The 22,815-nt window shown below is 58.3% G+C and carries 17 protein-coding genes; 10 read left to right on the top strand and 7 right to left on the bottom strand.

Features of this window, described 5'->3' with window-relative positions:
* The first annotated feature begins 184 nt into the window (after positions 1 to 184).
* Complete coding sequence (locus BLT54_RS18255) at positions 185 to 1,033, top strand: GNAT family N-acetyltransferase (RefSeq protein WP_074646613.1); 849 nt, start codon at positions 185 to 187, stop codon at positions 1,031 to 1,033.
* Here BLT54_RS18255 and BLT54_RS18260 read toward each other — a convergent pair.
* From BLT54_RS18260 to BLT54_RS18270, 3 genes are all read right to left on the bottom strand, one after another.
* A complete protein-coding gene (locus BLT54_RS18260) occupies positions 1,012 to 2,838 on the bottom strand; it encodes a sigma-54-dependent Fis family transcriptional regulator (protein ID WP_074646614.1) in 1,827 nt (608 codons plus the stop codon). The two genes, BLT54_RS18255 and BLT54_RS18260, sit on opposite strands and share 22 nt — an antisense overlap.
* Positions 2,839 to 3,054: 216 nt before the next feature.
* Positions 3,055 to 4,221, bottom strand: coding sequence for a CaiB/BaiF CoA transferase family protein (locus BLT54_RS18265; RefSeq protein WP_074646615.1), 1,167 nt, complete (start codon positions 4,219 to 4,221; stop codon positions 3,055 to 3,057).
* Positions 4,222 to 4,224: 3 nt separating this feature from the next.
* On the bottom strand, positions 4,225 to 5,424 hold the full coding sequence (locus BLT54_RS18270; RefSeq protein WP_074646616.1) for an acyl-CoA dehydrogenase: 1,200 nt from the start codon (positions 5,422 to 5,424) through the stop codon (positions 4,225 to 4,227).
* A gap of 142 nt (positions 5,425 to 5,566) precedes the next feature.
* Between BLT54_RS18270 and BLT54_RS18275 the strand changes: the two genes are divergently transcribed.
* Positions 5,567 to 6,466: a LysR family transcriptional regulator gene (locus BLT54_RS18275; RefSeq protein ID WP_074646617.1), complete on the top strand. Its 900-nt coding sequence runs from the start codon at positions 5,567 to 5,569 to the stop codon at positions 6,464 to 6,466.
* A 166-nt stretch (positions 6,467 to 6,632) separates the two neighbouring features.
* Here BLT54_RS18275 and BLT54_RS23045 read toward each other — a convergent pair whose 3' ends face one another.
* The 3 genes from BLT54_RS23045 to BLT54_RS18290 all read right to left on the bottom strand — a co-directional run bounded on the left by BLT54_RS23045 (position 6,633) and on the right by BLT54_RS18290 (position 13,046).
* Positions 6,633 to 10,463 carry an HYR domain-containing protein gene (locus BLT54_RS23045; RefSeq protein ID WP_176832916.1) on the bottom strand — a complete coding sequence of 1,277 codons (3,831 nt, stop codon included), beginning with the start codon at positions 10,461 to 10,463 and terminating at the stop codon, positions 6,633 to 6,635.
* 136 nt (positions 10,464 to 10,599) lie between these two features.
* Positions 10,600 to 12,405, bottom strand: a complete 1,806-nt coding sequence (locus BLT54_RS18285; RefSeq protein WP_074646619.1) for a sensor histidine kinase — start codon at positions 12,403 to 12,405, stop codon at positions 10,600 to 10,602.
* Positions 12,405 to 13,046 (bottom strand): LuxR C-terminal-related transcriptional regulator, encoded by a 642-nt coding sequence (locus tag BLT54_RS18290; protein WP_074646620.1) that lies wholly within the window; start codon positions 13,044 to 13,046, stop codon positions 12,405 to 12,407. The genes BLT54_RS18285 and BLT54_RS18290 overlap by 1 nt, the downstream gene beginning before the upstream one ends.
* A gap of 620 nt (positions 13,047 to 13,666) precedes the next feature.
* Here BLT54_RS18290 and repA point away from each other — a divergent pair.
* The 3 genes from repA to BLT54_RS18305 all read left to right on the top strand — a co-directional run bounded on the left by repA (position 13,667) and on the right by BLT54_RS18305 (position 17,229).
* Complete coding sequence (repA, locus tag BLT54_RS18295; protein WP_245708052.1) at positions 13,667 to 14,857, top strand: plasmid partitioning protein RepA; 1,191 nt, start codon at positions 13,667 to 13,669, stop codon at positions 14,855 to 14,857.
* Positions 14,847 to 15,806, top strand: coding sequence for a plasmid partitioning protein RepB (gene repB, locus BLT54_RS18300; protein ID WP_074646621.1), 960 nt, complete (start codon positions 14,847 to 14,849; stop codon positions 15,804 to 15,806). Before repA ends, repB begins: the two co-directional genes overlap by 11 nt.
* A 319-nt stretch (positions 15,807 to 16,125) precedes the next feature.
* Positions 16,126 to 17,229, top strand: coding sequence for a helix-turn-helix domain-containing protein (locus BLT54_RS18305; RefSeq protein ID WP_281241907.1), 1,104 nt, complete (start codon positions 16,126 to 16,128; stop codon positions 17,227 to 17,229).
* A gap of 158 nt (positions 17,230 to 17,387) precedes the next feature.
* Here the strand turns inward: BLT54_RS18305 and BLT54_RS18310 are convergent, their stop codons facing one another.
* Complete coding sequence (locus BLT54_RS18310; RefSeq protein WP_074646623.1) at positions 17,388 to 18,446, bottom strand: tyrosine-type recombinase/integrase; 1,059 nt, start codon at positions 18,444 to 18,446, stop codon at positions 17,388 to 17,390.
* Between the two features lie 94 nt (positions 18,447 to 18,540).
* On the opposite strand from BLT54_RS18310, the gene BLT54_RS18315 reads away from it, so the two are divergent.
* From BLT54_RS18315 to BLT54_RS18335, 5 genes are all read left to right on the top strand, one after another.
* On the top strand, positions 18,541 to 18,690 hold the full coding sequence (locus BLT54_RS18315; protein ID WP_245708056.1) for a type II toxin-antitoxin system CcdA family antitoxin: 150 nt from the start codon (positions 18,541 to 18,543) through the stop codon (positions 18,688 to 18,690).
* Between the two features lie 12 nt (positions 18,691 to 18,702).
* On the top strand, positions 18,703 to 18,996 hold the full coding sequence (locus BLT54_RS18320; RefSeq protein ID WP_074646625.1) for a CcdB family protein: 294 nt from the start codon (positions 18,703 to 18,705) through the stop codon (positions 18,994 to 18,996).
* A gap of 226 nt (positions 18,997 to 19,222) precedes the next feature.
* The gene (locus tag BLT54_RS18325) at positions 19,223 to 20,869 is read left to right on the top strand and encodes a Mu transposase C-terminal domain-containing protein (protein ID WP_074646626.1); all 1,647 of its coding nucleotides are present in this window, start codon (positions 19,223 to 19,225) and stop codon (positions 20,867 to 20,869) included.
* On the top strand, positions 20,862 to 21,740 hold the full coding sequence (locus BLT54_RS18330; RefSeq protein WP_074646627.1) for a TniB family NTP-binding protein: 879 nt from the start codon (positions 20,862 to 20,864) through the stop codon (positions 21,738 to 21,740). Before BLT54_RS18325 ends, BLT54_RS18330 begins: the two co-directional genes overlap by 8 nt.
* A 71-nt stretch (positions 21,741 to 21,811) precedes the next feature.
* On the top strand, positions 21,812 to 22,756 hold the full coding sequence (locus tag BLT54_RS18335) for a TniQ family protein (RefSeq protein ID WP_245708054.1): 945 nt from the start codon (positions 21,812 to 21,814) through the stop codon (positions 22,754 to 22,756).
* Positions 22,757 to 22,815: the final 59 nt, after the last annotated feature.

Below are 22,815 nucleotides of genomic sequence, written 5' to 3' on the forward strand. Positions count from 1 at the left end.
GCCACGGAAAAGTTGTAAAATAGCTTTACGTTTTCATTTTGCGGTTGGAACATATTGTTCCAAAAGAGATTTTTCTGCACTGCAGTATATTTTCCCAATCGCGCTCATGTTCGAATCACCCCCTTGATTTCGTCTGATGATTCGCGCTGTTCTGGGTCTGTCTCAGGCCAAATGAGAGAGCCACATGACCCGCTTTTCCACCGATCAGGCACCGCAAAATTTTATCCTCCGGCAGGTCCGGCAAGAGGATCGGCCGATCCTTATTCAGCAGTTGAACGATCCCCGGATCGCCCCTTGGCTTGCCGCCGTGCCACAGCCCTTTGGCCCGTCCGAGGCCGATGCGCTACTGGCCCACGGCCAGCATCCAGACGAACATCTTTTGATTGTCGAACAAGGCGGCGCAGTGGCGGGGTGCCTTTGCATCGGGGCTTCGCTTTGGTATTGGCTCGATCCGGCGTTTTGGGGCCGCGGGCTGATGCATCACGCGCTACAGGTCGCCATTGCCACCCATTTCGCCACGCTCGCACCGCCGCTGACGGCCACATGCCATACCGACAATGCGGCCTCGCAGGCAGTGCTGACACGGCTGGGTTTTTCGCCCACCCCAACCCTGCGCAAAATGTTTTTCCAAAGCACACAGTCGGCGCAGCTTTGCCGTGATTTTGTGATGACGCCCGAACAATGGCATCTGTTGCACCCGCCGTTGATTGCGCTCAATGCCGTCAGCCTGCGTCCGGCGGAGCAAAAGGACGCCACGACCTTGGTGCGGATGTTGCCCCATGCCGGATCGCCGATCTGGCCGACCCCCGAAACGATCCGCGCGTTTATCGAAACGCATCGCTTTCGTGGCCCACCACGGGGTCTTTTTGTCATCGTGGACATGCATCGACGCAGTTTGGGCATGGCACTTCTGACAGAAAACACGCCCGCTTTGTGCTTTCTCTCAGATGAAGACGCAGCCCGTCACCATGATCACGTCACCGCCGCATTGGCGCAAGGCATCGGCTCTGTTCAGTCTTTCAGATGTGAATAAACCGTGTTGCGTGAGATGCCCAAACGGCGGGCGGTCAGTGCCACATTGCACTGACAGATTTGAAAGACACGCCGCACCTCAAGGCATCGCTTTTCTCGCATCGGAACCCCCAGACAACGGGCACAGGCCCTCGTCTCGCTCTGTTGCGCCGGAAAGAAATGGTCCACCTGAGTCTCGCGTACGATCCCGGCGGGACAGCTTGCCACCAAGACCTGCAAATGATGCCGCAGATCGTTCAAATTGCCAGCACGCTCCATTGACGCCAGCTTTCTCAGAGCCTTGGCTGACAGCTGATGCTGCGGCGATAAATCCGCCAGCATGATGCGCGCCAATTTGTCGAAATCCGTACGCGCCTTGAGCCCCGGCAGGTCAACCGTCAGCATGTTGACACCCGCGATCACTCTGCTGCGCCTGCGTGTTTCATCCTGCTGTGGCTGATCCGTCGCCACCACGTACCAATGCCCTGCCGCCACATCCCTGCGCACACTGTCGAGGACCATGTTCAGCTCGTCTGCGGCCAGACCCTTCAGCGCAGAAACATTTTCCAGCACCAATGTGCCACCCTGCGCCAGTGAAACCCCCGACGGTGCGGTGGTCTGCATCAAGTCCCCGATCACCCCGTGCATATCCGTGTCTTGGATCAACCTGCGGCAGTCTACGGCGATCAACGGTTTTGCCGGATGCACATGTCGATGTATGACCTCGGCCATAACCGTTTTGCCGCTGCCCGTCGCGCCATGGATGCACACCGGCTGGCCCACATCCGCCGCCCGGCGCGCCACACGCAAACATTCGCGCACCAGCTCGTCGTCAAAGACAAGCTCCTGATCCTGAGGCTCAAGCCGGTAAAGACGGGGGGCACGCAGTGTCACCTCCTGCGCGGGCGCACCACCTGAGCGCGGTCGCGACATTGGGCGCAGCCGGGCGAAATAACTCGCATTCAGCCCATCCGAAAGCTCGACCGTGTCGCCCCGGATCAGTTTGCGCAGGATCGACCGAAAGGTCCCGTTAAAGATGTCACTGAACCGGCTTGTGGCCACACAGTTCAGACCCGACAGCAATCTGGCCGAACTTCTGTTGGCGCCGGTGACATAGCCCTCTTCGTTCACCGACACCATGCCCACACTCTGCGTCGCCAAATATTCGGCTCTGGGATGGAACTGTATGATGTAGTCCCGCCGATGGCTTTCGATGAACAATCGGTTCTCAATATTCGTCGCCGCCAAACTGACCAGAGCTTTGGTGTGATACTGTCGGGCGGACACTTCGGAAGACGCATCAAGCAACCCAACGATCTTGCCGTCCGACGCAAAAATCGGGGCGCAGACACAGGACACCCCGCCGTGCCGCGTAAAAAAATGCTCGGGCCCGGTCACCATACTGGTCTGTCCGGTGCACAGCGCCAACCCAAGCGCATTCGTGCCGCGCAAATCTTCGCGCCAGATCGAGCCGGGGCGCACGCTGCGCGAACATTCGGCGGCATGGAATTCAGCATCCATGATGGCGTCCAAAACGGTCCCGTTCGCATCCGCGAAAGCCGTCATATAATTCGTACCGGCAATCTGAGAACTCAGAAGTTCGAGTTCGGGTCGGACGATTGCCATCAAGCGCTCGTTCTGCTGACGTGCGATTTGAAGCTCCTGATGCGAAATCACCGCCTCCACCGGCGCGCCACCGGGGTCCAGTCCCACGCGCAGACACCGCTGCCAACTGCTTGCAATCTCCTCGGGCATTGCGCCAAGCGCAAATCGTTCACCAGCGTCCAACGCCGCGCGCGCCTGTAGAAATGCTGTTTTCATGCTCATGAAGCGCACGATCCTCCCTTGATCCCAACAGTTTTACCCTGAAACGCAGGAAATCAACGGGAATGTTCAGTTTTTGAACATCGAATGTGAAGGATGCTCAAAAAGCCTGACCGTGATCAGGGGCCAGCGCCGTTACGCAGCTTGTCCAATGAGAGGGTGCCTCACGTCCCTGTCTGACCCACACAAATTGCAAAATGGCCTTGGGCTTATTTGGGCTTATTCGGTGTCGCCCGCCGCATCAGAAAAGGCCGCTTTGTCCGTCCCCAGCAGTGGGGCCGCCTTGTCCAATGACATCGGGCTGCGTGAGAACCGGATCGGTGTGCGTAGGCCTTCGATCCCCTCTGGCGCGATGCGCATGGCGCGGGCGTCGATCTGTGGCTCGGACAGGGCTTGGGCCACCGAGTTGATCGGACCGACCGGCACACCCGCCTGTTCAAGTGCGGCGATCAGATCATCCCTTGACCATGCGGTCGTGGCATGGACCAGCGTCGCGCAAAGCCTCTCGCGATGCGCGACCCGCGCGGGATTGGTGGCGTAGTCCGGGTTGGTTTCCAGCCCCTCAAGCCCAAGCACACGGGTCAACGCCGCGAATTGCCTGTCGTTGCCACAGGCGATGATCAGATGGCCGTCGGCGGAGGGGAACATCTGATAAGGCACGATATTGGGATGGGCATTGCCCAACCGTGTGGGGGCAACGCCGCCAAGGAGGAAATTGGTGGCCTGATTGGCAAGCACACCCACGCCGCAATCCAACAGCGACAGGTCCACATGCTGGCCCAAACCCGAGCGCGCCCGCTCCGCCAAGGCGGCCTGAATACCGATCACACCATAAAGGCCGGTGAACACGTCGATCCATGCGACGCCGACTTTTTGTGGCTCGCCACCGGGTTCGCCGGTCAAATCCATGATGCCGCACATGCCTTGGATGAGGAAATCATAGCCGGGCTGTTTGGCGCGCGGGCCGTCTTGGCCAAAGCCCGTCACAGAGGCATAGACCAGGCGCGGATTGCGCTTGGACAGGCTGTCAAAATCAAGCCCAAATTTCACCAGCCCGCCGACCTTGAAGTTCTCAATCACCACATCGGCATCGGCAATCAGCACCTTGAGCCGGGCCAAATCCTCGGGGTTGGAAAAATCGCAGGTGACGGATCGCTTACCGCGATTGGCGGCATGAAAGTAGGCCGCGACCTTTTCCGTGCCACCATCAGGGAGCGGACGTTCGATAAAAGGCGGTCCCCAGCGGCGCGTATCGTCGCCGTCCGGAGACTCGATTTTAATGACCTCGGCCCCCAGATCCGCCAGTGTCTGGCCGATCCAGGGACCGGCCAGAATACGGGCAAGCTCTACAACCTTGAGACCCTTGAGAGGTGCGTCGCTGATCATGGATCAGCCGAACGCTTGCAGGCCAGTGATAGCGCGCCCGAGGATCAGGGCGTGTACGTCATGTGTGCCCTCATAGGTGTTCACCGTTTCCAGATTCTGGGCATGGCGCATCACATGATATTCGATCTGGATGCCATTGCCGCCGTGCATGTCACGGGCGTTGCGCGCAATATCCAACGCCTTGCCACAGTTGTTGCGCTTGATCAGCGAGATCATCTCGGGCGCGAAACGACCCTCATCGAACAGCCGGCCCACGCGCAGCGCCGCTTGCAGTCCGAGCGTAATCTCGGTCTCCATATCCGCGAGTTTCTTTTGGTAGAGCTGCGTTGCGGCCAGCGGGCGATTGAACTGATGGCGGTCCAGCCCATATTGGCGCGCCCGATGAAAACAGTCTTCGGCCGCCCCCATCACACCCCAGGAAATGCCATAGCGCGCGCGGTTGAGACACCCGAACGGACCACCCATCCCCTGAATGTTCGGCAAAATCGCCTCTTCGCCCACCTCCACATTGTCCATAACAATCTCGCCGGTGATTGAGGCGCGCAGGGACAGTTTGCCGCCAATTTTCGGCGCCGACAGGCCCTTCATACCTTTCTCAAGGATAAAGCCACGCACCTTGCCGCCATGCGCCTCCGATTTGGCCCAAACCACAAAGACATCGGCGATCGGGCTGTTGGAAATCCACATTTTCGACCCGATCAGGCGATAGCCGCCGTCGGTCTTGATGGCGCGGGTTTTCATGCCTGCGGGATCGGACCCTGCGTCGGGTTCGGTCAGACCGAAACAGCCGATGAATTCACCGCTTGCCAGTTTCGGCAGGTATTTTTTGCGTTGTTCTTCGGAGCCATAAGCGTAGATCGGGAACATCACGAGCGAGGATTGCACCGACATCATCGAGCGATAGCCACTGTCGACACGCTCCACTTCGCGGGCCACCAAACCGTAAGAGACATAAGACGCGCCAACGCCGCCGTATTCTTCGGGAAGGGTCACGCCTAAAAGCCCGTTTTGGCCCATTTCGCGGAAAATCTCCGGGTCGGTTTTCTCTTCGAGATAGGCCGCTGCGACGCGGGGCAACAAACGGTCAGTGGCAAAGGCGCGGGCCGATTCACTGATCATGCGTTCTTCGTCGCTCAGTTGCTCCTCAAAGAGGAACGGGTCCGCCCAGTTGTAGGGGATGCCTTTGTGTGAAGATGTCGACATGGAGTCTCCTTTGGGGGGGGCGGTCAATTTCGAGTGACCTGTGTGGTTTGGCAATTTTCATGCAATTTTTATGATTGTATCAGGCGGAAATGGCGAAATAAAACGAGATTAAGGCATGCATTCATGCAATAATGGAATGCAAATGAGACAAAGACGCTTCCTTCCCTCGATCAAACTACTCTTCGCCTTGGATGCTGTGGTGCGGCATGGCTCGGTCACAGCCGCCGCCACTGAGTTGAGCCTGACGCAAAGCACGGTGAGCCGATTGATCCTCAATCTTGAGGCGCAATTGGGCAAGGAGTTGTTCACGCGCGAACATCGCCGTTTGATCCCCAATGCCGCCGCGATCAGTTATCAACGCGACATAGCGCGCGCGCTGGATATGGTGCAACGGGCCAGCATGACGGTGGTGACCAACCCCGACGGCGGCACCCTGTCCCTTGCGGTTTTGCCGACCTTTGCGACCCGGTGGCTTGGGCCACGTCTGAGCGGGTTTCTCAACACCTATCCCGGCATTGCGATCAATATGTCAACGCGCATCGGCCGATTTGATTTCGCGGGCGAGGTGTTCGATGCCGCGATCTATTACGGGACATCGGATTGGGCGGGTGTCAATCATTTGAAGCTCTTCGATGAAACCGTGACGGCCTGTGTCTCGCCCGGATTTGCGGCGTCGCATCGGCTTGAGACGCTTGATGATCTGGCCGATGTGCCGATGCTGCACCTTGAATCTCGTGACACATTTTGGAGCGACTGGTTCCACGGGCAGGGCGCTGAACCCTCCGGCGCGGGCGGCATGTTGATGGACCAATTTTCGATGGTGATTCAGGCGGCGATTTCCGGACTTGGCGTTGCGCTTTTGCCCGACTATCTGGCGCAAATCGAAATCTCTGAGGGGCGGTTGTTGCCGATCTTCAAACAGGCGGTGCCGGTGCGGGGGGCCTATTGGCTGGTTTGGCCCAAGGACAAGGACGACCACGCACCTTTGGTCTCGTTTCGGAATTGGCTGTCTTTGGCGGCCAAACCAGAGAGCCCCTCTTGACGGAACCGTCACATCCTGGCCGTCCATGAAAAAACACTGTCCGAACTGAGTGACCTGTCGGCGCTCAAAGCCTCATTCCTGCGCTGGCAAAAAGGACCGCCAACGCAACGGCTGGCGGTCTATCGGCGTATTGCAAACAGGTCGTGACGGCAGAACGGTCACGCGTTTAGAATGCGATGGAATAGGCCAAGCCCACGCCAAAGCTCTCATAATCCGATGCCCCGATCCCATCATAAAACCCGGTCAGTGCAAGGTTTGATCCGCCGTCAAAGGCATAGATCAGACCCAAATCCACGCGGCCGCGCCATCCCTCAGAGCTTAGCTCAAGGGTGCTTGCAGCGCCGGTGCCCTCGCCATGGGCCCAGATGGCCGCGACCCCGCCATTGATCCGCAAATCCGCGTTTGCCAGCGGCACGTCATGCTCAAAGTCCAGCCCAAGCGCCGCCTGAGCGAGGCCGACCCTTTGCTCGGGGATGATATTGCCCAGCCCATCTTGATAGGTCAGTTGCGTGTCTGACGTATAAGACAGGTCAACATTCGGGCGCAGGGTGGTTGGCCCGTAAGCCATTTCTCCGGCCAATTTCGCCTGAAGCAGCCACCGCTTTGTGTCAAACTGATCGGTGTAAGTGCCATAGGGTGAAATGTCATTTGAGGTTCGCCCATAGAGCGCCCGCCCCTCAAAATAGAGCGGATGATTGGGACTGCGCGCGATGACATAGGGCCCGACCAACCACCCCTGCCCCGTGACGCTCGCAAACCCATCTGTTTGATCCGCATAATCAAATTGCACCATCGCCCCGACCATCAGGTCAGGCGACAGGGTCGCATGGCCACCCAATGCGCCAAAGACATAGCGCGTCTCGGCCCCCGCCTCATCCGACCATGACCCCGTCAAAGCCATCCAAACCGGCTGTCCCGCTTGGCTTGCAATGTCAAAATTGCCCGACCCCCGGCTCACCTGCGCATTGAACCTGCCGCGGTTCTGCCCCGTCAGGAAGGGGATCAAATCCGGTTGGTTGGCCAGCAATTGCGTGGCCCGTGACTGAAGAAACGCGGCGATCTGTTCTTGGGTGTCGGCCACCGTTGTGTCAGAAATGCTCAAACTGTTGGAGGCGGTGCTGAGATTGCCCGCCGTGTCTTGTGCGGCCCCCTCCAGCACTGACACAGACGCATCCCCCGTTCCGGTCAGCGTCACCAGGGCCGTGTAGACCGCCGGGCCGCCCGTGACCCCGGCCACTGTGGCGTTTGCGAGGCTGATGTCCGAGGCCGCAAAACCGGTCACATCCTCAGAGAAGGTGAAGGTCAGAAGAGTTGTATCCCCGAACCTCGCCGTCTCGGCCGCGCCACTGATCACAAGGCTCGGCGCGATCAAATCGGTCTCAACCTCAACCGTGGCCGCAGGGGACACATTGCCCGCTGCATCAGAGAGAGTGACCCGAACCGTGCCACTGGGCTGCCCAAGGTTTGAGGTCACATCAAAGGCCCCGCTGCTCAAAAGCACGGTTTGGGACGCGCCATCCGGGAAGGTGATGGTGGCCGTGGCTCCCACTTCGCCAGACCCCGAGATGGAGATCGACGCCCCAAAATTGACCACTGTGGTCTCGATGATCGGCATCTCCGGCGCGGTCACATCGATCACGACCACGCGAAAACTGACCTGCGCCGCAACATTGCCGACACTGTCCGTGGCATCCATCGTCACTATGGTCTCACCGATGGGGAAATCATAAAAGCCGGTCAAAACCGTCGCACCAATCGCATAGGTGATCGCCAGGACTTCGCCCGAATTATCCGTCACAGACCCCAAGGTGGTGACATCCAAGGCGGCGGTGTTCAACCCCGCAGCCGTGTCCAGATTCTGGGTCTCGGGGGCGGTGATCACAGGCGCCTCCGCGTCACTCACTGTTACGGTAAAACTGACCTGCGCCGCCGCATTGCCCGCGCTGTCGGTCGCGTCGATGGTGATCGTGGTCACACCCGATGGGAAATCATGGGGGCTACTGATCACCGTGCTGCCGATTTTGAACACCGGCACGAGGCCTGTGTCACTGTTGTCCGAAACGCTGGCCGCAAAACTCACCGAAGCGGTCGAACGCCCAGCATCCGCCGCCTGCGCGATGTCCGAAGGTGCTGTGATCACCGGGGCTTCGACGTCGCTGATCGTCACGGTGAAACTCACCTGCGTCGCGGCATTGCCTGACGTGTCTGCCGCATCCATTGTCACCGTGGTGACGCCGGTGGGGAAGTCATAAGACCCGCTCAAAACGGTCGAACCCACCTTATAAGTGATCGCAGGAACTTCGCCGGAATTGTCGGTCACAGACCCCAAGGTGGTGACATCCAAGGCCGCGGTGTTCAGGCCCGCATCGCTGTTTGCCACTTGATCCACCGGCGCGCTCAGAACCGGCGCTTCGGTGTCGAGCACCGTGATAAAGGCCGATTTCGTTTCCGTTCCGCTGCAGCCATCGAGATCGTTCGCAGTCAGAGAGACCGTGTAGGAGCCGGGTGCGGTGAAGGTATGCGTCACGGAGGCGAAACTTGTAGAGGTCGCACCATCACCAAACGCCCACGCCATGCCGGTGAGGGGGGACGTCGCGACGGTTTCGTTTGTAAAGGTCACAGCCAAAGGTGCATCGCCAGAGGTGACATCCGCCGAAAAGTCCGCCTTAGGTCCAATCGCTTGTACGGTGTTTGCAAGTGTACGCGTGTCGGTTGCGCCAAGGGCGGTTGTGACGGTCAAACGAACGGTGGCCGTGATATTTGAGAAACTATGGGTTGGGCTTTGCTCTGTCGAGGTGGTGCCATCGCCAAAATCCCACAGCCACCCAATGATCTCGCCCGTGGTTCCGGCGGTTGAGGTGTCGGTGAAACGCGTGGTCACGGGGCTACAGCCAAAAACACCCGACGCGGTGAAATTCGCGATGGGTACCGCTGAATCACTCACCGTCACCGTAAAACTCGCCTGCGTGGCCGTATTGCCGACGCTGTCGGTGGCGTCCATCGTCACCGTGGTGTTTCCGATGGGGAAGGCATAGCTGCCCGTCAGTACAGTTGCCCCAATCTTGTAGGTGATCGCTGGCACCTCGCCCGAATTATCCGTCACAGACCCCAAACCCGTCACATCCAGCGCAGCGGTGGACAGGCCCGCATCGGAGTCGACCGTTTGGTTTGAGGGCGCAGTGATGACCGGCGACGTGACATCAATGTTTAGCGCATTTGCGCTGGATTGATATGTGGTCGTGATCCCATCAAAGACAGAGGCACAGATATAGTCGCCATTGTTGGCTTCTGATGTGATCGAAAACGACACGCCGGACGAGAAGGCAATTGAGGGTGCATCGCTGGCGTTACAGGAGGCATCGGCGCTGAAGCCATATTTTGTGATGGCAAGCTGCCCACTGTCCGGGTCGGTGGCGGTGATGGTGATCTGGTCGCTGGTTGTGACACTGGCTGAGACATCACCGGTGAAGGACAGGCCTGGGGCGGTGTTGGTGCCTTCGCTGATGTAATAGGTGTAAAACCCGGCGCTCATCCCGCCCGCATCCGACACAAGCCGAAACGAAAAGCCCATAAAGTTTTCATCAGCATAGGGGAGCTGTGCGCCGTCTTGCACGAAATCCGCGATATTGGCCTCTGTCGTTCCAAGGCAGTTTGCAATCAAGGTCGTGGTGATTGAGGGGCCCGAATCGATCCCCGGAGTGATGCCGTATGCGGGGTTGCCTGCCGTGACGTAGTTGCCCCCCGCATAGCCGTAGGACCCAAGGCCACTAAGGACCACACCGGCCGTTATCCCCCCGTCTTCGGTTGTGCTTGCCATGACATTGCAAGCACCGATCGTGGATGTTGAGCGATACCTGGTGTCGCCGCCGCCGACAAAGGCAAAGGCGGCTTGAGACCCCATGACTAGACCTAAAAGCGCAATCACAGCGCAGCGGATCAGCGTCACGCGCCAGCCTGCGCCGAGACGGTGGCAAATGCCATTTGTTTTGACTGTCATGATCGCCACCCCCAAAAGTAAAGCCCTCTTGTCGACATACGCCATCCTGCCTGTCGATCTATATGTGGATTCACACATGTGGCGCAGAAAGCACAGGTGATGTTTCACCCTGCGGTTTTAGCCTAAGCTCTTATTTTTAAACGCGCCAAATGGAGACCGTCGTACCGGGCTCTCCCGTTTGAATGGAAAAATTTGCGTCAATTTTTGATGCACGCCGCCGCATCCCCGTCAGACCATAACGGGGCCTGTCGGCATTTTGGGCGGCACCGACGTCAAACCCACGACCATCATCCGAAACCGCGACCCGGCGGTGGTCGGCATAGACCGTAATCGTGCTGGCCTGCGCATGTTTGATCACATTGGTGATCGCCTCTTGCACGATCCGCGCGATGTGCACATTGTCAGACGGGTTTTCGGTCGGCCAGAGTGGCTCGTCCTGGATTTGCCACTCAAAGGTGACACCGTGCTGTGCCAACAACCCCTCAAGCCGTGTGCGCATCATGCCCAGCAGCGTGGCCAGACTGTCCTGGCTTTCGATGCTGTCCATCATCAAGGCCAGATCGCGCAGGGCGTCCTCCAAGGCGGTGCGCAGGGTCGGGTCGTCGATGGATTGGCTTTCCATATAGGCCAGCGTGTTGACCAATTGGCCCCCTACCCCGTCATGCAGCTCCAACAAAATGCGGCTGCGTTCCTGACTGATTGTTTGGGTCTTTCTCACCGTGGCCAATTCGTTGAAACTTGTTTCAAGCTGCGCCGATTTTTCGGCAATCGTACTGTGCAATGTCGCGGCCAACTCTGCATGCGCCGACAGGCTTCGGATCAATTGCGACAGGATCAGCCAGAGACAGACCAGCGCGGTCAAAAGCGGCATCAGATGCAGCAAATTCATGCTGCGGGCCTGCGTGTGGGTCAGCACCAAAAACAACCCGTCAAAGGCAAGCGCAAGCGCAAGGGACAGCGCCGGGAAAAAGATCAGAAAGTCGATCCTTGGCACGAAACGACGATGCTGCCACATGACCGCAACCGTAACGAGACCAGCGATTGCGGCGCATAAATTGACCGCCATGGTGGCCGGATAAACGTATTGCATGGGCAACAGAAACGCGACCAAAACACCGACACAGATCAACCACGGCAGCACCCGCTCGCTGCGCAAAGGCGCGATGCCAAGGAAGCTGCGCACAAATCTCAACATGAACAAGACGTAGCTCGCGACAAAGAGGGCATGCAGGCTTTGAGAGATTTGATAATCGCCAACGGTGACATGCGTCCCAAGTAAAGCCAAAAAACCACAGGCCGACACACAGGACAGAGCAATCCAAAGAAACATCCGCTCCTTGGTCCGCGCAAGCCAGACGACAAAATAGCCCAAGGTCAGCAAGATCATCAAACCCAAGGCCAACTGCGTCAGCCCCTGCGTGAGCATAAACCGGGTGTCATAGGGCGTGCTCAGCGTCTCCAGATCGCCAAAATGAAAGGGCTGCAAATCAAGTTGCCCCGGCACCGGACCTGACAGATCGAACATCACCCTATTCTCGCCCAGCTTCAAAAGGCTCGGCGACACTTCGACCAGCAAAGGCGCCATCCAAGGATGCCTTTGCTGTGGCTGCGCGTGGACCAAGGCCCCATTCACCGAAATTCGTAAGTGATGATTATACTTGGGAATGAAAAACGCCTGCATCTGTGTGGGCACCTCATTCAAGGGGACCGTAAACTGCAAAAACTGATGCTCAATCCCCGGCGTGTAGCGCGCGGGCGTCGAAAATGGCAGGTCCAATGGCACCGGGTCGCCACAGTCAGGTTGCGCGCAATGAGCGACACGATCAAAGAACATCGTGTGTTCAATCGGCCGAATGTCTCCGATGTCCACAGCGGAGAGCACCGTGAGCATGGCAAGAATCCAGACCACGACACCGCCATAAACCCGCGCGCCCGCTCCCATCAGATCATGCCATTCTTGGCCGCCTGCGCGACGGCCTCAGTGTTGGAACTGACCTTGAGCTTGCGGTAAATTTGCGTGATGTGATTGCCCACCGTGCCGCCGGAAATACCAAGCTGATCACCAATTTCGCGGCGTTTGTAGCCGCGTGCGATGGCGCGGAGAATTTCCGTTTCACGCCCCGTGAGCATCTCCATATGGCTCGTCGCAATGCCAGCATGATCGCTCAAAAGGTTCAAAACATGGCGCGCAATCGCCGGGCTGATCGGACTGCCGCCATCAATCAAGGTTTGGATGTCATCGCCAACTTGCCCGAGATCCCCGCCCTTCAAGATGTAGCCCCGCGCCCCGGCTTGAATGGCCTCCACCACACGGGCCTCGTCGCCAAAGATCGAGATGACCAGCGCATCGACCTCCCAATCGGCAGCGGCAACCGCTTTGATCGCTTCGATCCCCGACCCGTCCGGCAGGCCAAGATCAACGAGAACAACCCGCGGTTTGAGATCAAAAAGCCGTTGCAGCCCATGATCCAAAGTCCAACAGACATCACCCACGACCAAATTGGCATGCACCGCCACAGCGTTTTTCAACCGCGCCGCGATGTCTGGCCTGTCTTCTATAATTAAAACGCAATGAGGCATCATCTGCCGACCAATCTTTGGATGTGATCGGGCAAAACTATCATGTTGGGCCCTCTTGCCTAGATGTGGATTCACACCCCACCCGCATTATTTTGAGCATCCGCAAAGCGCGCGTCTTATGCCCGACTGATCAGCGTTAGAGGTCAATCCGTCACCTGCGCTTTAAGTAACGGGATCGGGCAGGTGATATACTCATTGGTCTCCTAAACCCGATCCCAAAAAGGAATCGCATCTTTTTTGCACGAGGTCACTGAACCGACCAAAGGGTCACAGCTTGCGTTACTCGCTTTGAAGGATCATTTCTCATCAAAAACGCCTGTCCTATGAGAGCATGCCCCCTGTGGATAAGTCCAAAACGATAAAATCGCTTAAAATCAATATGTTAAATTCACACTCAAAAGTGCTACATTAACATTTCTGCTCTATTTGGTAGTGTTTCGTCCACGCGACGCAAGATAGGTGCAAATGTTTTTCTTGAGTTTCACCAATTCAAACGGCATATCTGTAACGCGAAAAGAATAATTAATACGTCCATCGCGTTTCTCGAAGTGAAAACTCGGCAGTCATAGCCAAGTAACGCAGAATGGGCCAATCGAGACAGGCGGACGATGATGCATCCAGTATTGCATGACAAGCTCAAGGCCGATGCTGAAAAGCTATCTGAGGCGCTTGAACATATGTCGAAGTTATTTCTGGCTCCCAAGGAGGAAAAAACGCTCCGGAGCTTTACCACCGCAGAGGTCGGAGAACTTTTGCGCGTCAGCGATAGCTATCTTCGCAAGGCTCATTTTGACGGGCGTATTCCCGAGGTCGAACAGGGTCCTGGCAATAAACGTCTCTATACGGGCGAAAATATTCTCGAGATCCGTAATATTTTGGCTCAGAACGCCAAAGACCCTTACCAGTTCCTTCCTGGACGTCGTCCGGGCGACAAGCTTCAAATCTGGTCTACGGTCAACTTTAAAGGCGGCTCAAGCAAAACGACGACAACCGTGACGCTCGGTATGCGGCTGGCGCTGCGTGGCTATCGGGTCTGCCTGGTCGATGCCGACCCTCAGGCCTCGCTCACAACCTTTTTTGGCTATCAGCCTGAACTGGATTTTCGTCAGGGCGGCACTCTTTACGATGCGATCCGCTACAATGATGGCGAAACATCTCGACTGCCCATCACGGACGTCCTTCGGAAAACCTATTTTCCGAATCTGGATCTGGTGCCGGGTGGGATTATGCTCTCGGAATTTGAAACCGAGACACCAACCGCTTTGAGTCGCGGCGAACAACCCGTCTTCTTCAACCGGATCAGGGATTCGTTGCGGCAGGTTGAAGATGATTATGACATCGTTCTGATCGACTGCCCGCCCCAGCTTGGCTATCTCACGATGGCGGCGGTTTGTGCCTCGACCTCACTGCTCATGACCATCATTCCTGAGCGTGTCGACCTCGCATCCGCCAGCCAGTTTCTGACCATGGCCTCGGGTGTCTTGGAGGTTCTGTATTCCAATGGCGGCATTGGCTCCTATGACAATTTTGCCTATCTGCTGACCCGCTTCGACACAGCCATCAGTACACAACAGGATTTGGCCGAATGGATCAGAGAGTTGCTTGGCGACAGTGTGATCAAAACACCTTTCGTCAAGTCCTCTGCCGTCAGTGAGGCAGGTCTGTCGCAAAAGACGATCTTTGAGGTTGACCTTGCGGGGACAAAGAACCGCAAGACCTATGATCGCGCCTTGGAATCTGTGATCAGCTTTTCAGACGATATTGAAAAGATGATCCAATCTGCTTGGGGAAGAGGGGGTGTCAATGAAACGTGATCTTCTTGCCAAAAGTCTGGCGCAAATGGGGTCCAAAGCCTCCGCGCCAACAGAGACGCCTCCAAAAGCGACTGAAGCTGCGCCTCGGTCGCTCAAAAGCATGTCCGACGTTCTCTCCCAGGTTTCCGCCCAATCCGCACAGGAGGTGGACGTCCATGAGATTGCAGATTCTGAAATTGCCGATCGGTTTGATGTTGCCGAGGGTCTTGAAGATCTGATCGAGTCGATCCGGACATCTGGGCAACAGCTCCCTGCCCTCCTCCGCTATCGGCGTGGAGTCGGACCACGTTACGAGGTTGTTTATGGCCGGCGCAGAATTGCGGCCTGCCGTGCGCTTGGGATCAAGGTCAAAGCCTACATCAAAGAGATGGACCAGCGCGAGGCGCTTATCTCGCAGGCCTTGGAAAACTCTGCCCGCCTTGAACGGAGCTTTATCGAACAAGCCCTTTTCTCTGTCAAACTCGAAGAACAGGGCTTTACCAGAGCGGAAATTGGCGACGTTCTTGCCGTCGACAAGGGCACCCTCAGCAAACTGATTGGTGTGGCGCGCGATGTTCCGACTGCGATCATCTACAAGATCGGTGCGGCCCATGATGCCGGACGTCGCCCTTGGCTTGAACTCCGCCGACTTGTTAAGATCGAAACCGCTCTCTCTCAAGATGCGGCCCAGTCATTGGTCCCAGATGTCGGGACCCCCGCCGAAAAGTTGAACAGCCTCATTGAGAGCCTTCAAGCCGCAGAACGCGCCGCGAAGATTATGCCCGATCCGTCCGCAAAGGCGCCCTCCCCGTCTCTTCTGACCCGATTAAAGGACGCACCCGTCGCGTACCGGGCAAAGGGCAAGCGGCTTGTGATTGAAATCTCTAATACCAAGGATCAGGGCTTTATCGGCTATGTCGAGGCAAATTTGGAACAGCTCTATGATGAGTGGGTGAAAAAGAACCCTTGAATTTGGCAGAGGTCAAAATAGGGTAAGCCTTTGATTTCATTAAGGTTGGCCGTGGCCAACTTTGAGAAAACTAGAAACGAGCAGCAAGGAGGCAGACAAAACCACAAAAAGAAACCCCCCGAAGGCAGTGACGCACTCCAGAGGGTCCCGATTTACTAGCACTCTATTGGTACCCCTAAAAACGAATCTCTGCAACACCGTTTTCGGTGATCGGTATCCTTTTGTCGTCTGAAATTTAATGAAACACGTGCAAGTCACGACCCTTTCGGTCGAGGCACAGCAAATCTGTGCCATTCAACACGCCACGCCCTTTGAGGGAATGGGCGCAATCGAACGCCAACCTTATTTCAAACCGATCACACGGCGCGCACTCATGACCGCGGTCAACACCGTATCCAAAGACCTCGGTCTGCGTGCGGCCTCCGTTGTTGTGGTGGATGCGCTTCTGAGTTGCCTGCCCTGCAAGGATACAAAAACCGGCGTTGATGCACCTATCACCCCGATGACATTGCTCACCGTCTTTGCAGCAAACGACACGCTGTGCTTTCGCGCCAAAGGGATTACCGACCGGCAACTCAGACGCCATTTGGAGCGTTTAGAATCGGTTGGCCTCATTCAACGCAGGGACAGCGCGAACGGAAAGCGGTTCCCAATCCACCGTGGTGGCAAAGTCATCGGTGCCTTCGGCATCGACCTTTCCCCTCTTCTGGCCCGGTCAGAAGAGTTCCTTACGCTTGCCGAAAAACGGCGTCAGGAGGCCGATGAACTGCGCGGCCTCAAATCGTATATCTATAAACTCCGCTCAGAATGCGCCCTGCTTTGCCTCGACGATGAGGTAAGTGCCTTTGTGGAAGGAACGCGCAACATCATGCGGCGGGCCGGGACCACCCTCACGCAAGCACGCGCCATTGTCGCCAAACTCACGGATATTTTGATGGGCACAGCAAAGGAAAAGGACACCCCCCTGCCCGCTTCCGACACGGTCCCCACCGAAAATATGCAGGCATCACCAGAAACGCAGCCCTCGGTGCAAACCATCGAAACAGGTAAAACGCCCGCCACAGACGGACAAAACGTCCGTCACAATGAGCCTCCAAAATCATATACAAAAAAAACAACGCATGGCTCGATTTCAAATATTTGGCTGAAACTCGACACTATCGCTGCATTTTATCCCCAAGTACCCAAAACAGAACACGACCTTCATCAAGTGATCTTTGACTTTGGAAGACTGCTTAGAATAGGTCCAAACACTTTGGCAAAGGCGATTTCAACGCTAGGCAACATCGGGACATTGATGGCACAAGATCGTATTGCGGCCAAAGCGGATCACATCTCAAACCCAGACGCATATCTTTCAACAATTTTGGAAGGCTCTCTTTGGCCAAGAGTTGGCCATGGCCAACTTTCCCATCCTACATAAGAAGCGACATCGCTATGTTACGACTTCGGCACCGTCAGAGGAACCAAAGGATGTCCCATCAATTGCACGAAGACTGCTACTTGAGCTATGTGTCAGCAGCGTCAATAAATTGCCCTTTGCCTGTCTTGGACTGTTTGGTGAATTGAGGGGGAGCGCCCCTACAACCCCGCAGCTTTGGTGAGGTTGACGCGGAACCTGTCGCGGCGGCGTTGGTAGCGGCGGGTCATTTCAGCCGAGGCATGGCCGAGATGCTTTTGCACATAGCGCTCATCCACGTCCGCCGAACTGGCAAGCCCCGCGCGCAAGCTGTGGCCTGAGAACAGGGCGAGGCGGTCCTTTTCCGGCAGATCAGAGCGGATGCCGGCGTCGAGCACCGTTTGCTTGATCAGGCGCGCGACATGTTTATCGCTGAGGCGTGCCTCAATGGCCCGTTTCCCATCGCGCGAGCTGCGCACAAACACCGGCCCGAAATCGATCTTTGCGAAGTGCAGCCACCGTGTCAGAGCGTGAACGGGACAAGTTTGCTCTGATGATCCACGGCCAATCTCGACCTCGCGCCAGCCGGTCTTGGCATTGAGTGTCAGAAGCACACCATCGTCGAGAATGTCGATCCAGCCGCCAGAATCCGGCGTGTCGTCCTTGTGAATATCGAGGCTGACGATCTCAGACCGGCGCAGGCCACCGGCATAGCCCAAAAGCAGGATGGCCCGATCTCGTAGACCTCGCAAGTCGTAGGGCAGGGTGGCGATCATGGCGACAATGTCCTCGGCCAGGATCGCTTCCTTCTGCACCGGCGGGCGCGCGTGCCTGCGTTTGATGCCCGCCAGCACCGTGGCGATGTGGCGGTTTTTGCGATCAAGGGTGAAGCCGCGTTGCGCGTAGTTCCAGACAAGGCCGGACAAGCGGCGGTCGATTGTCGATACCGATAGAGCAGGGGAGGAGCCCGACCCGGAGGCGAGATCCGCAAGATAAAGCCCGATCATTTCGGGTGAGGCGGGCAGCGGCTCCGCACCCTTCATCCGGCACCAGCGGGCAAAATGCGCCCAATCCTTTGCATAGGCCTTCAGCGTGTTGTCCGAGGCTGCGGCGCGGGCATAGTCGCGGGCGGTATCGACCAGCCGGTCGAGCGCGCCGGAACCCGCCATATGGGTGGGCACATCAATATCCCCAGTCTCGTCTTGTTCGGCCGATGAGTTTGCCTTATACTCCTTATTCATACGCTTACTCCGAGAGGGTTTTATGGGGCGAATCAAAGTCAATCTGACGCTGGATGCGGATGTCGCGGCGACCGCCCGTGCCCTTGGGCTCAATATGTCGCGCCTTGCGGAGGCGGCGATCGTCGAGGCTGCCAAGACCGAGCGGAATCGTTTGTGGCGTGCGGAAAACCAGTCGGCGATCAGCGCCTATGCCGAGGAGGTTGCCAAAGAAGGTTTGCCGCTCGCTGGCTTTAGAAGCTTTTAGGACGGAGATCGCATGGCGCAGTTCGACCTTTACCGCCTCAAGGGCGGGCAGCTTGTCGTGGATCTTCAGACCGATCTGATTGGCATCGATGCGTCGCGGATTGTGGCGCCTTTGCGCGACGCGGGCCGATATGCCGCTTTTCCAGGGCTGACACCGTCTGTTGAGGTGGCCGGGACGGCTTGGATCGTTCGGGTTCAGGAACTGGCTGCGGTTCCAGGATCGGAGCTGCGTGAGCCAGTCGGGTCTCTGGCGGAACATCGCGACGCTTTGAAGCGCGCTCTGGATATCTTGATCGACGGGGTTTAACGCATCCGATCCGGTCGCAAACGGCGCTGACGTCGATTTTTCCGACTCTGAGTCCATCAATTTCCCCAAGAATGTCGGTCTGCCGGAATTCTTGAGACTGCGTTCCATGTGTTTTCAATAGCTTGCCTGTGTCGCATTTCTGAAACCGATTCAAGGTATGTGAGACTGGACGCCGATTTGAATCACCATTGGTGAGACTATCCGGCATCCATGCACTGAGTAAGTTATGTCCGATAATTTTCCAGCTGACAAGGATTGGGAAGAGGCGGAGTTTCGCGCCCGGGTGCTCGCGGAGCTGCCGGCCCAGCTGACTCAGGGCAATGTCGACTGGGCCATACGTCAGCTAAATGTCAGCCGATCCACGCTTTTTCGTCTGGTGAAGCAGTTCCGCGAGGACGGGCGGACCAGTGCACTTCTGCCGGACACCCGGGGCCCCAAACCTGGCATGCAGCCGCTGGACCCGGCGGTGGAAGAAATCGTGTCCCGCCACTTCAAGGGGCTTTATGCCACCCGCCGCAAACCTACCAGAACGCGGTTCTGGCGGGAGGTCGCCGCCGATTGTCGGGCTCAAGGGCTGGCACCGCCCTCGATCCGTCGTCTGGGGCGCTGGCTGGAGCAACATGACCAGGCTAAGCTGATGGCCCGGCGAGAGGGCAAGGACAAGGCCGACCGGCGCTATCTGGCCACGCCTGGGGGGCTGGTCGCCAACGATCCGCTGGATATCGTCCAGATCGACCACACCAAGGCTGACGTGACAGTGGTAGATCCGGTGACACGACGCCCGCTCGGTCGGCCAACGCTGACGGTCGCGATCGACGTGAATACCCGCATGGTTCTGGGCTTCCACTTGTCCCTGGAACCGCCCTCGCTGCTCTCCGTCGCCCTCTGCCTGACCCATGCGGTGATGGAGAAAATGCACTGGCTGACGGCGTGCGGGATCAGCACGGAGTGGCTGGCGCGGGGCATCCCGACCGCGATTTATGTGGACAATGGCGCGGAGTTCCATGCCCGGGCTTTTCAGCTTGCCTGTTCCGAATACCAGATCGACCTGCAGTACCGTCCGCCCGGCACGCCGCGCTATGGCGGGCATATCGAGCGGCTGATCGGCACGATGATGGGCGCGATTCACCTGCTGCCGGGCTCGCATTTCTCGAACATCTTCGAGCGCGGCGATCTCGATGCCGAAGCCGAGGCGGTGATGACCTTGCGCGAGCTGGAAACCTGGCTGGCGCTGGAAATCACCGGCTCCTACCACGCGCGGGTGCATAGCGCGTTGGAAATCACGCCCTCGGCGGCCTGGGCAACACGGGTGGACGAAGTCAGACTCCGTATACCCGCCGATCTGCGCCAGTTCTTGGTCGATTTTCTGCCGTCTGAGCAGCGGGTTTTGCAGCGCGACGGCCTGCATCTCTTCCACATCCGCTACTGGGCGGACGAGTTGCGTTGGCTGATGGGCCGGGAAAGCCGCAAGTTCACGCTCAAATACGATCCGCGCGATCTCTCGCGCATCTTCGTGCTGACAGAGAGTGGGATCATCGAAGCCCGACCTGCTGATCTGACACGGCCTGCGATCACGCTCTGGGAGCACCGCGCGGCGCGGCGGGCCCTGCGCGAGGCTGGACGTCATTCTGTGGACGAGGAGTTGATTTTCAGGACGATCGAGGCGCAGCGCGACCTCGTCGACACCGCGGTACGGCAGACCAAGGCCACGCGGCGTCATCAGGCGCGGCGGGCGCATCTGGCACCCCGGCGCATGATCGACGTGACACCGGATGACGCCGCGCGAGATGCCTTGCCCGCGCTGGAAGGGGAGGGGAGCCCGTTCCTCAGCCATCCCGGCTTCAAGGTCGAGGAATGGTACGACGATGACTGAGTTCCCGCATCTCTACCCGGGAGCCGGCAAGATCGCCGCGCTCAGCGCCGACGAGCGCATTCACCGGATTCGCGCCGACCGCTGGGTCTCCTATCCCAGGGCCGAGGCGGCCTTGGAGAAGCTGGAAACGCTGATGTCGTTTCCCGAGCGCGCCCGCATGCCGAACCTGCTCATTGTCGGTGACAGCGGCATGGGCAAGACGATGATCATCGAGAAGTTCACCCGCGATCACGCGTCGAGCTTCGACGAAGCCAGTGGACGGCTGCATATGCCGGTCGTTGCGGTGCAGATGGTCTCGGGGCCCGACGAGTCGCGCTTCTACCGCCGGATCCTGGCGGCGATTGGAGCCCCCGAGCCGCCGCGGGCGACACTATCTGTACTTGAGAGTCTGGCCTTGCGACTGCTCGCCGAATTGCGCCCGGGGATGCTGGTGATTGACGAGATCCACAGCCTGCAGGCGGGCACGATCCGCGAACAGGCGCGATTCCTGAACATGCTGCGCTTTCTGGGCAACGAGCTGCGCATCCCGCTGGTTTGCGTCGGCACCGCACAGGCCCGCAACGCGCTGCGCACCGATGATCAGCTGGTGCGTCGCTTCGAGGCCTTCGCATTGCCGCCCTGGCGGGAGGGCGAGGATCTGAACGGGCTGATGAGCACGCTCACGCGCACGCTGCCGCTTCGGCGCCAAAGCCAGATCGACGGACACGCGCTCGCGCGGATCATCAAGGTGACTGGCGGCATCACCTCGGGCATCTTTTCGATCCTGTCGCAGCTGGCGATCGCCGCCATCGAAAGCGGCGAGGAACGCATCCTCTCGCGCGATATTCTGGGTGGCGACCGGTTGCAGGCGGTCCTGGGAGAGCCGGTGTGACGGGGTGCGGGCGCCTGCCGGTTGTTTACGCCCCCGAGGTCGACGAACGACTGTCTTCCTGGGCCGCGCGCATGGCCCCGTTCTACGCCATGACGGTTTCGGAATTCGTTGCAGCGCTTGGCCTGAAGGGGCACGACGTGTTCGACCTGGAATGGCGTCTTTCGGAAGGGCAGGGGGCTCTGATCGCGGCTTGGACCGGCCTTTCGCCTGAGACCGTGCAGGCCATGACCTTCCGGGAGTTGGGGTCTGCGGCGCGCATGATGATCGCGCGGAAGAACCGGCATACGTGTCCGCTCTGTCCCGAAGAGCTGCATCGCAAATCCGCCGCGCTGCCGTGGCGATTCAGTTGCCCGGTGCATGCTGTGGAGTTTCGGGACGCGACCGGCGAGACCCTGTCCGACCGGTTCGGTGCGGATTGCTTTAAGAAACTTGAAGGGCATGCCGAGGCCGGTGCCGCGTATCTGGATGCCTGGGCGCGCAGCGCGGGGCAGGGAGACCTGGAAGCGCCCGAAGTGCTTCAGGTTCTGACGGCGCGGCATCGCCGGGCCTCGCCGCCGAATGTCGACGAGCAACCGCGGATGTCGCTCCAGACCCGGCGGGACTACCATGATTTCCTCACCACGCCGATCCTCCGGCAGGCGCTGACGGTCGTCGTTCCCGAATACGATCAGGTGGCGCCAGTCCTTACCAAGCCGGTGCGCCCCGGTCTCCACGCCCTGGCGCAGGGCTCGCTGTTACAGGCCTTCGCGCTGACGGTTGGCATCGACCGGATCATCGAGGATCCGGTCAAATGGGCGATCTCAATCAAGCTCATGAGCGACGCGGAAGGGCAGGGACGGGTCCGGGAAGCGCTCCGATCATGGCCACTCTCGTTGAGGCGACGCATCTCGGCCCGGTTCTGGCGCGCTGAGCGCGACGAGAGCGCACGCCAGTCTGCCGAAAAAGCCGCGAGACAGCGCCAGTCTCACAAATACCGCACCATCCAGTCTCATAAATACCGGTACAGAATCTCATGAACCCCGACTCGCTTTTCAGGGAAGTGCTTGAATCTCATGAATTCCGGCCATCCGACAAA

The organism is Celeribacter baekdonensis (assembly GCF_900102315.1).
In the GTDB taxonomy this organism is placed as follows: Bacteria; Pseudomonadota; Alphaproteobacteria; order Rhodobacterales; family Rhodobacteraceae; genus Celeribacter; species Celeribacter baekdonensis.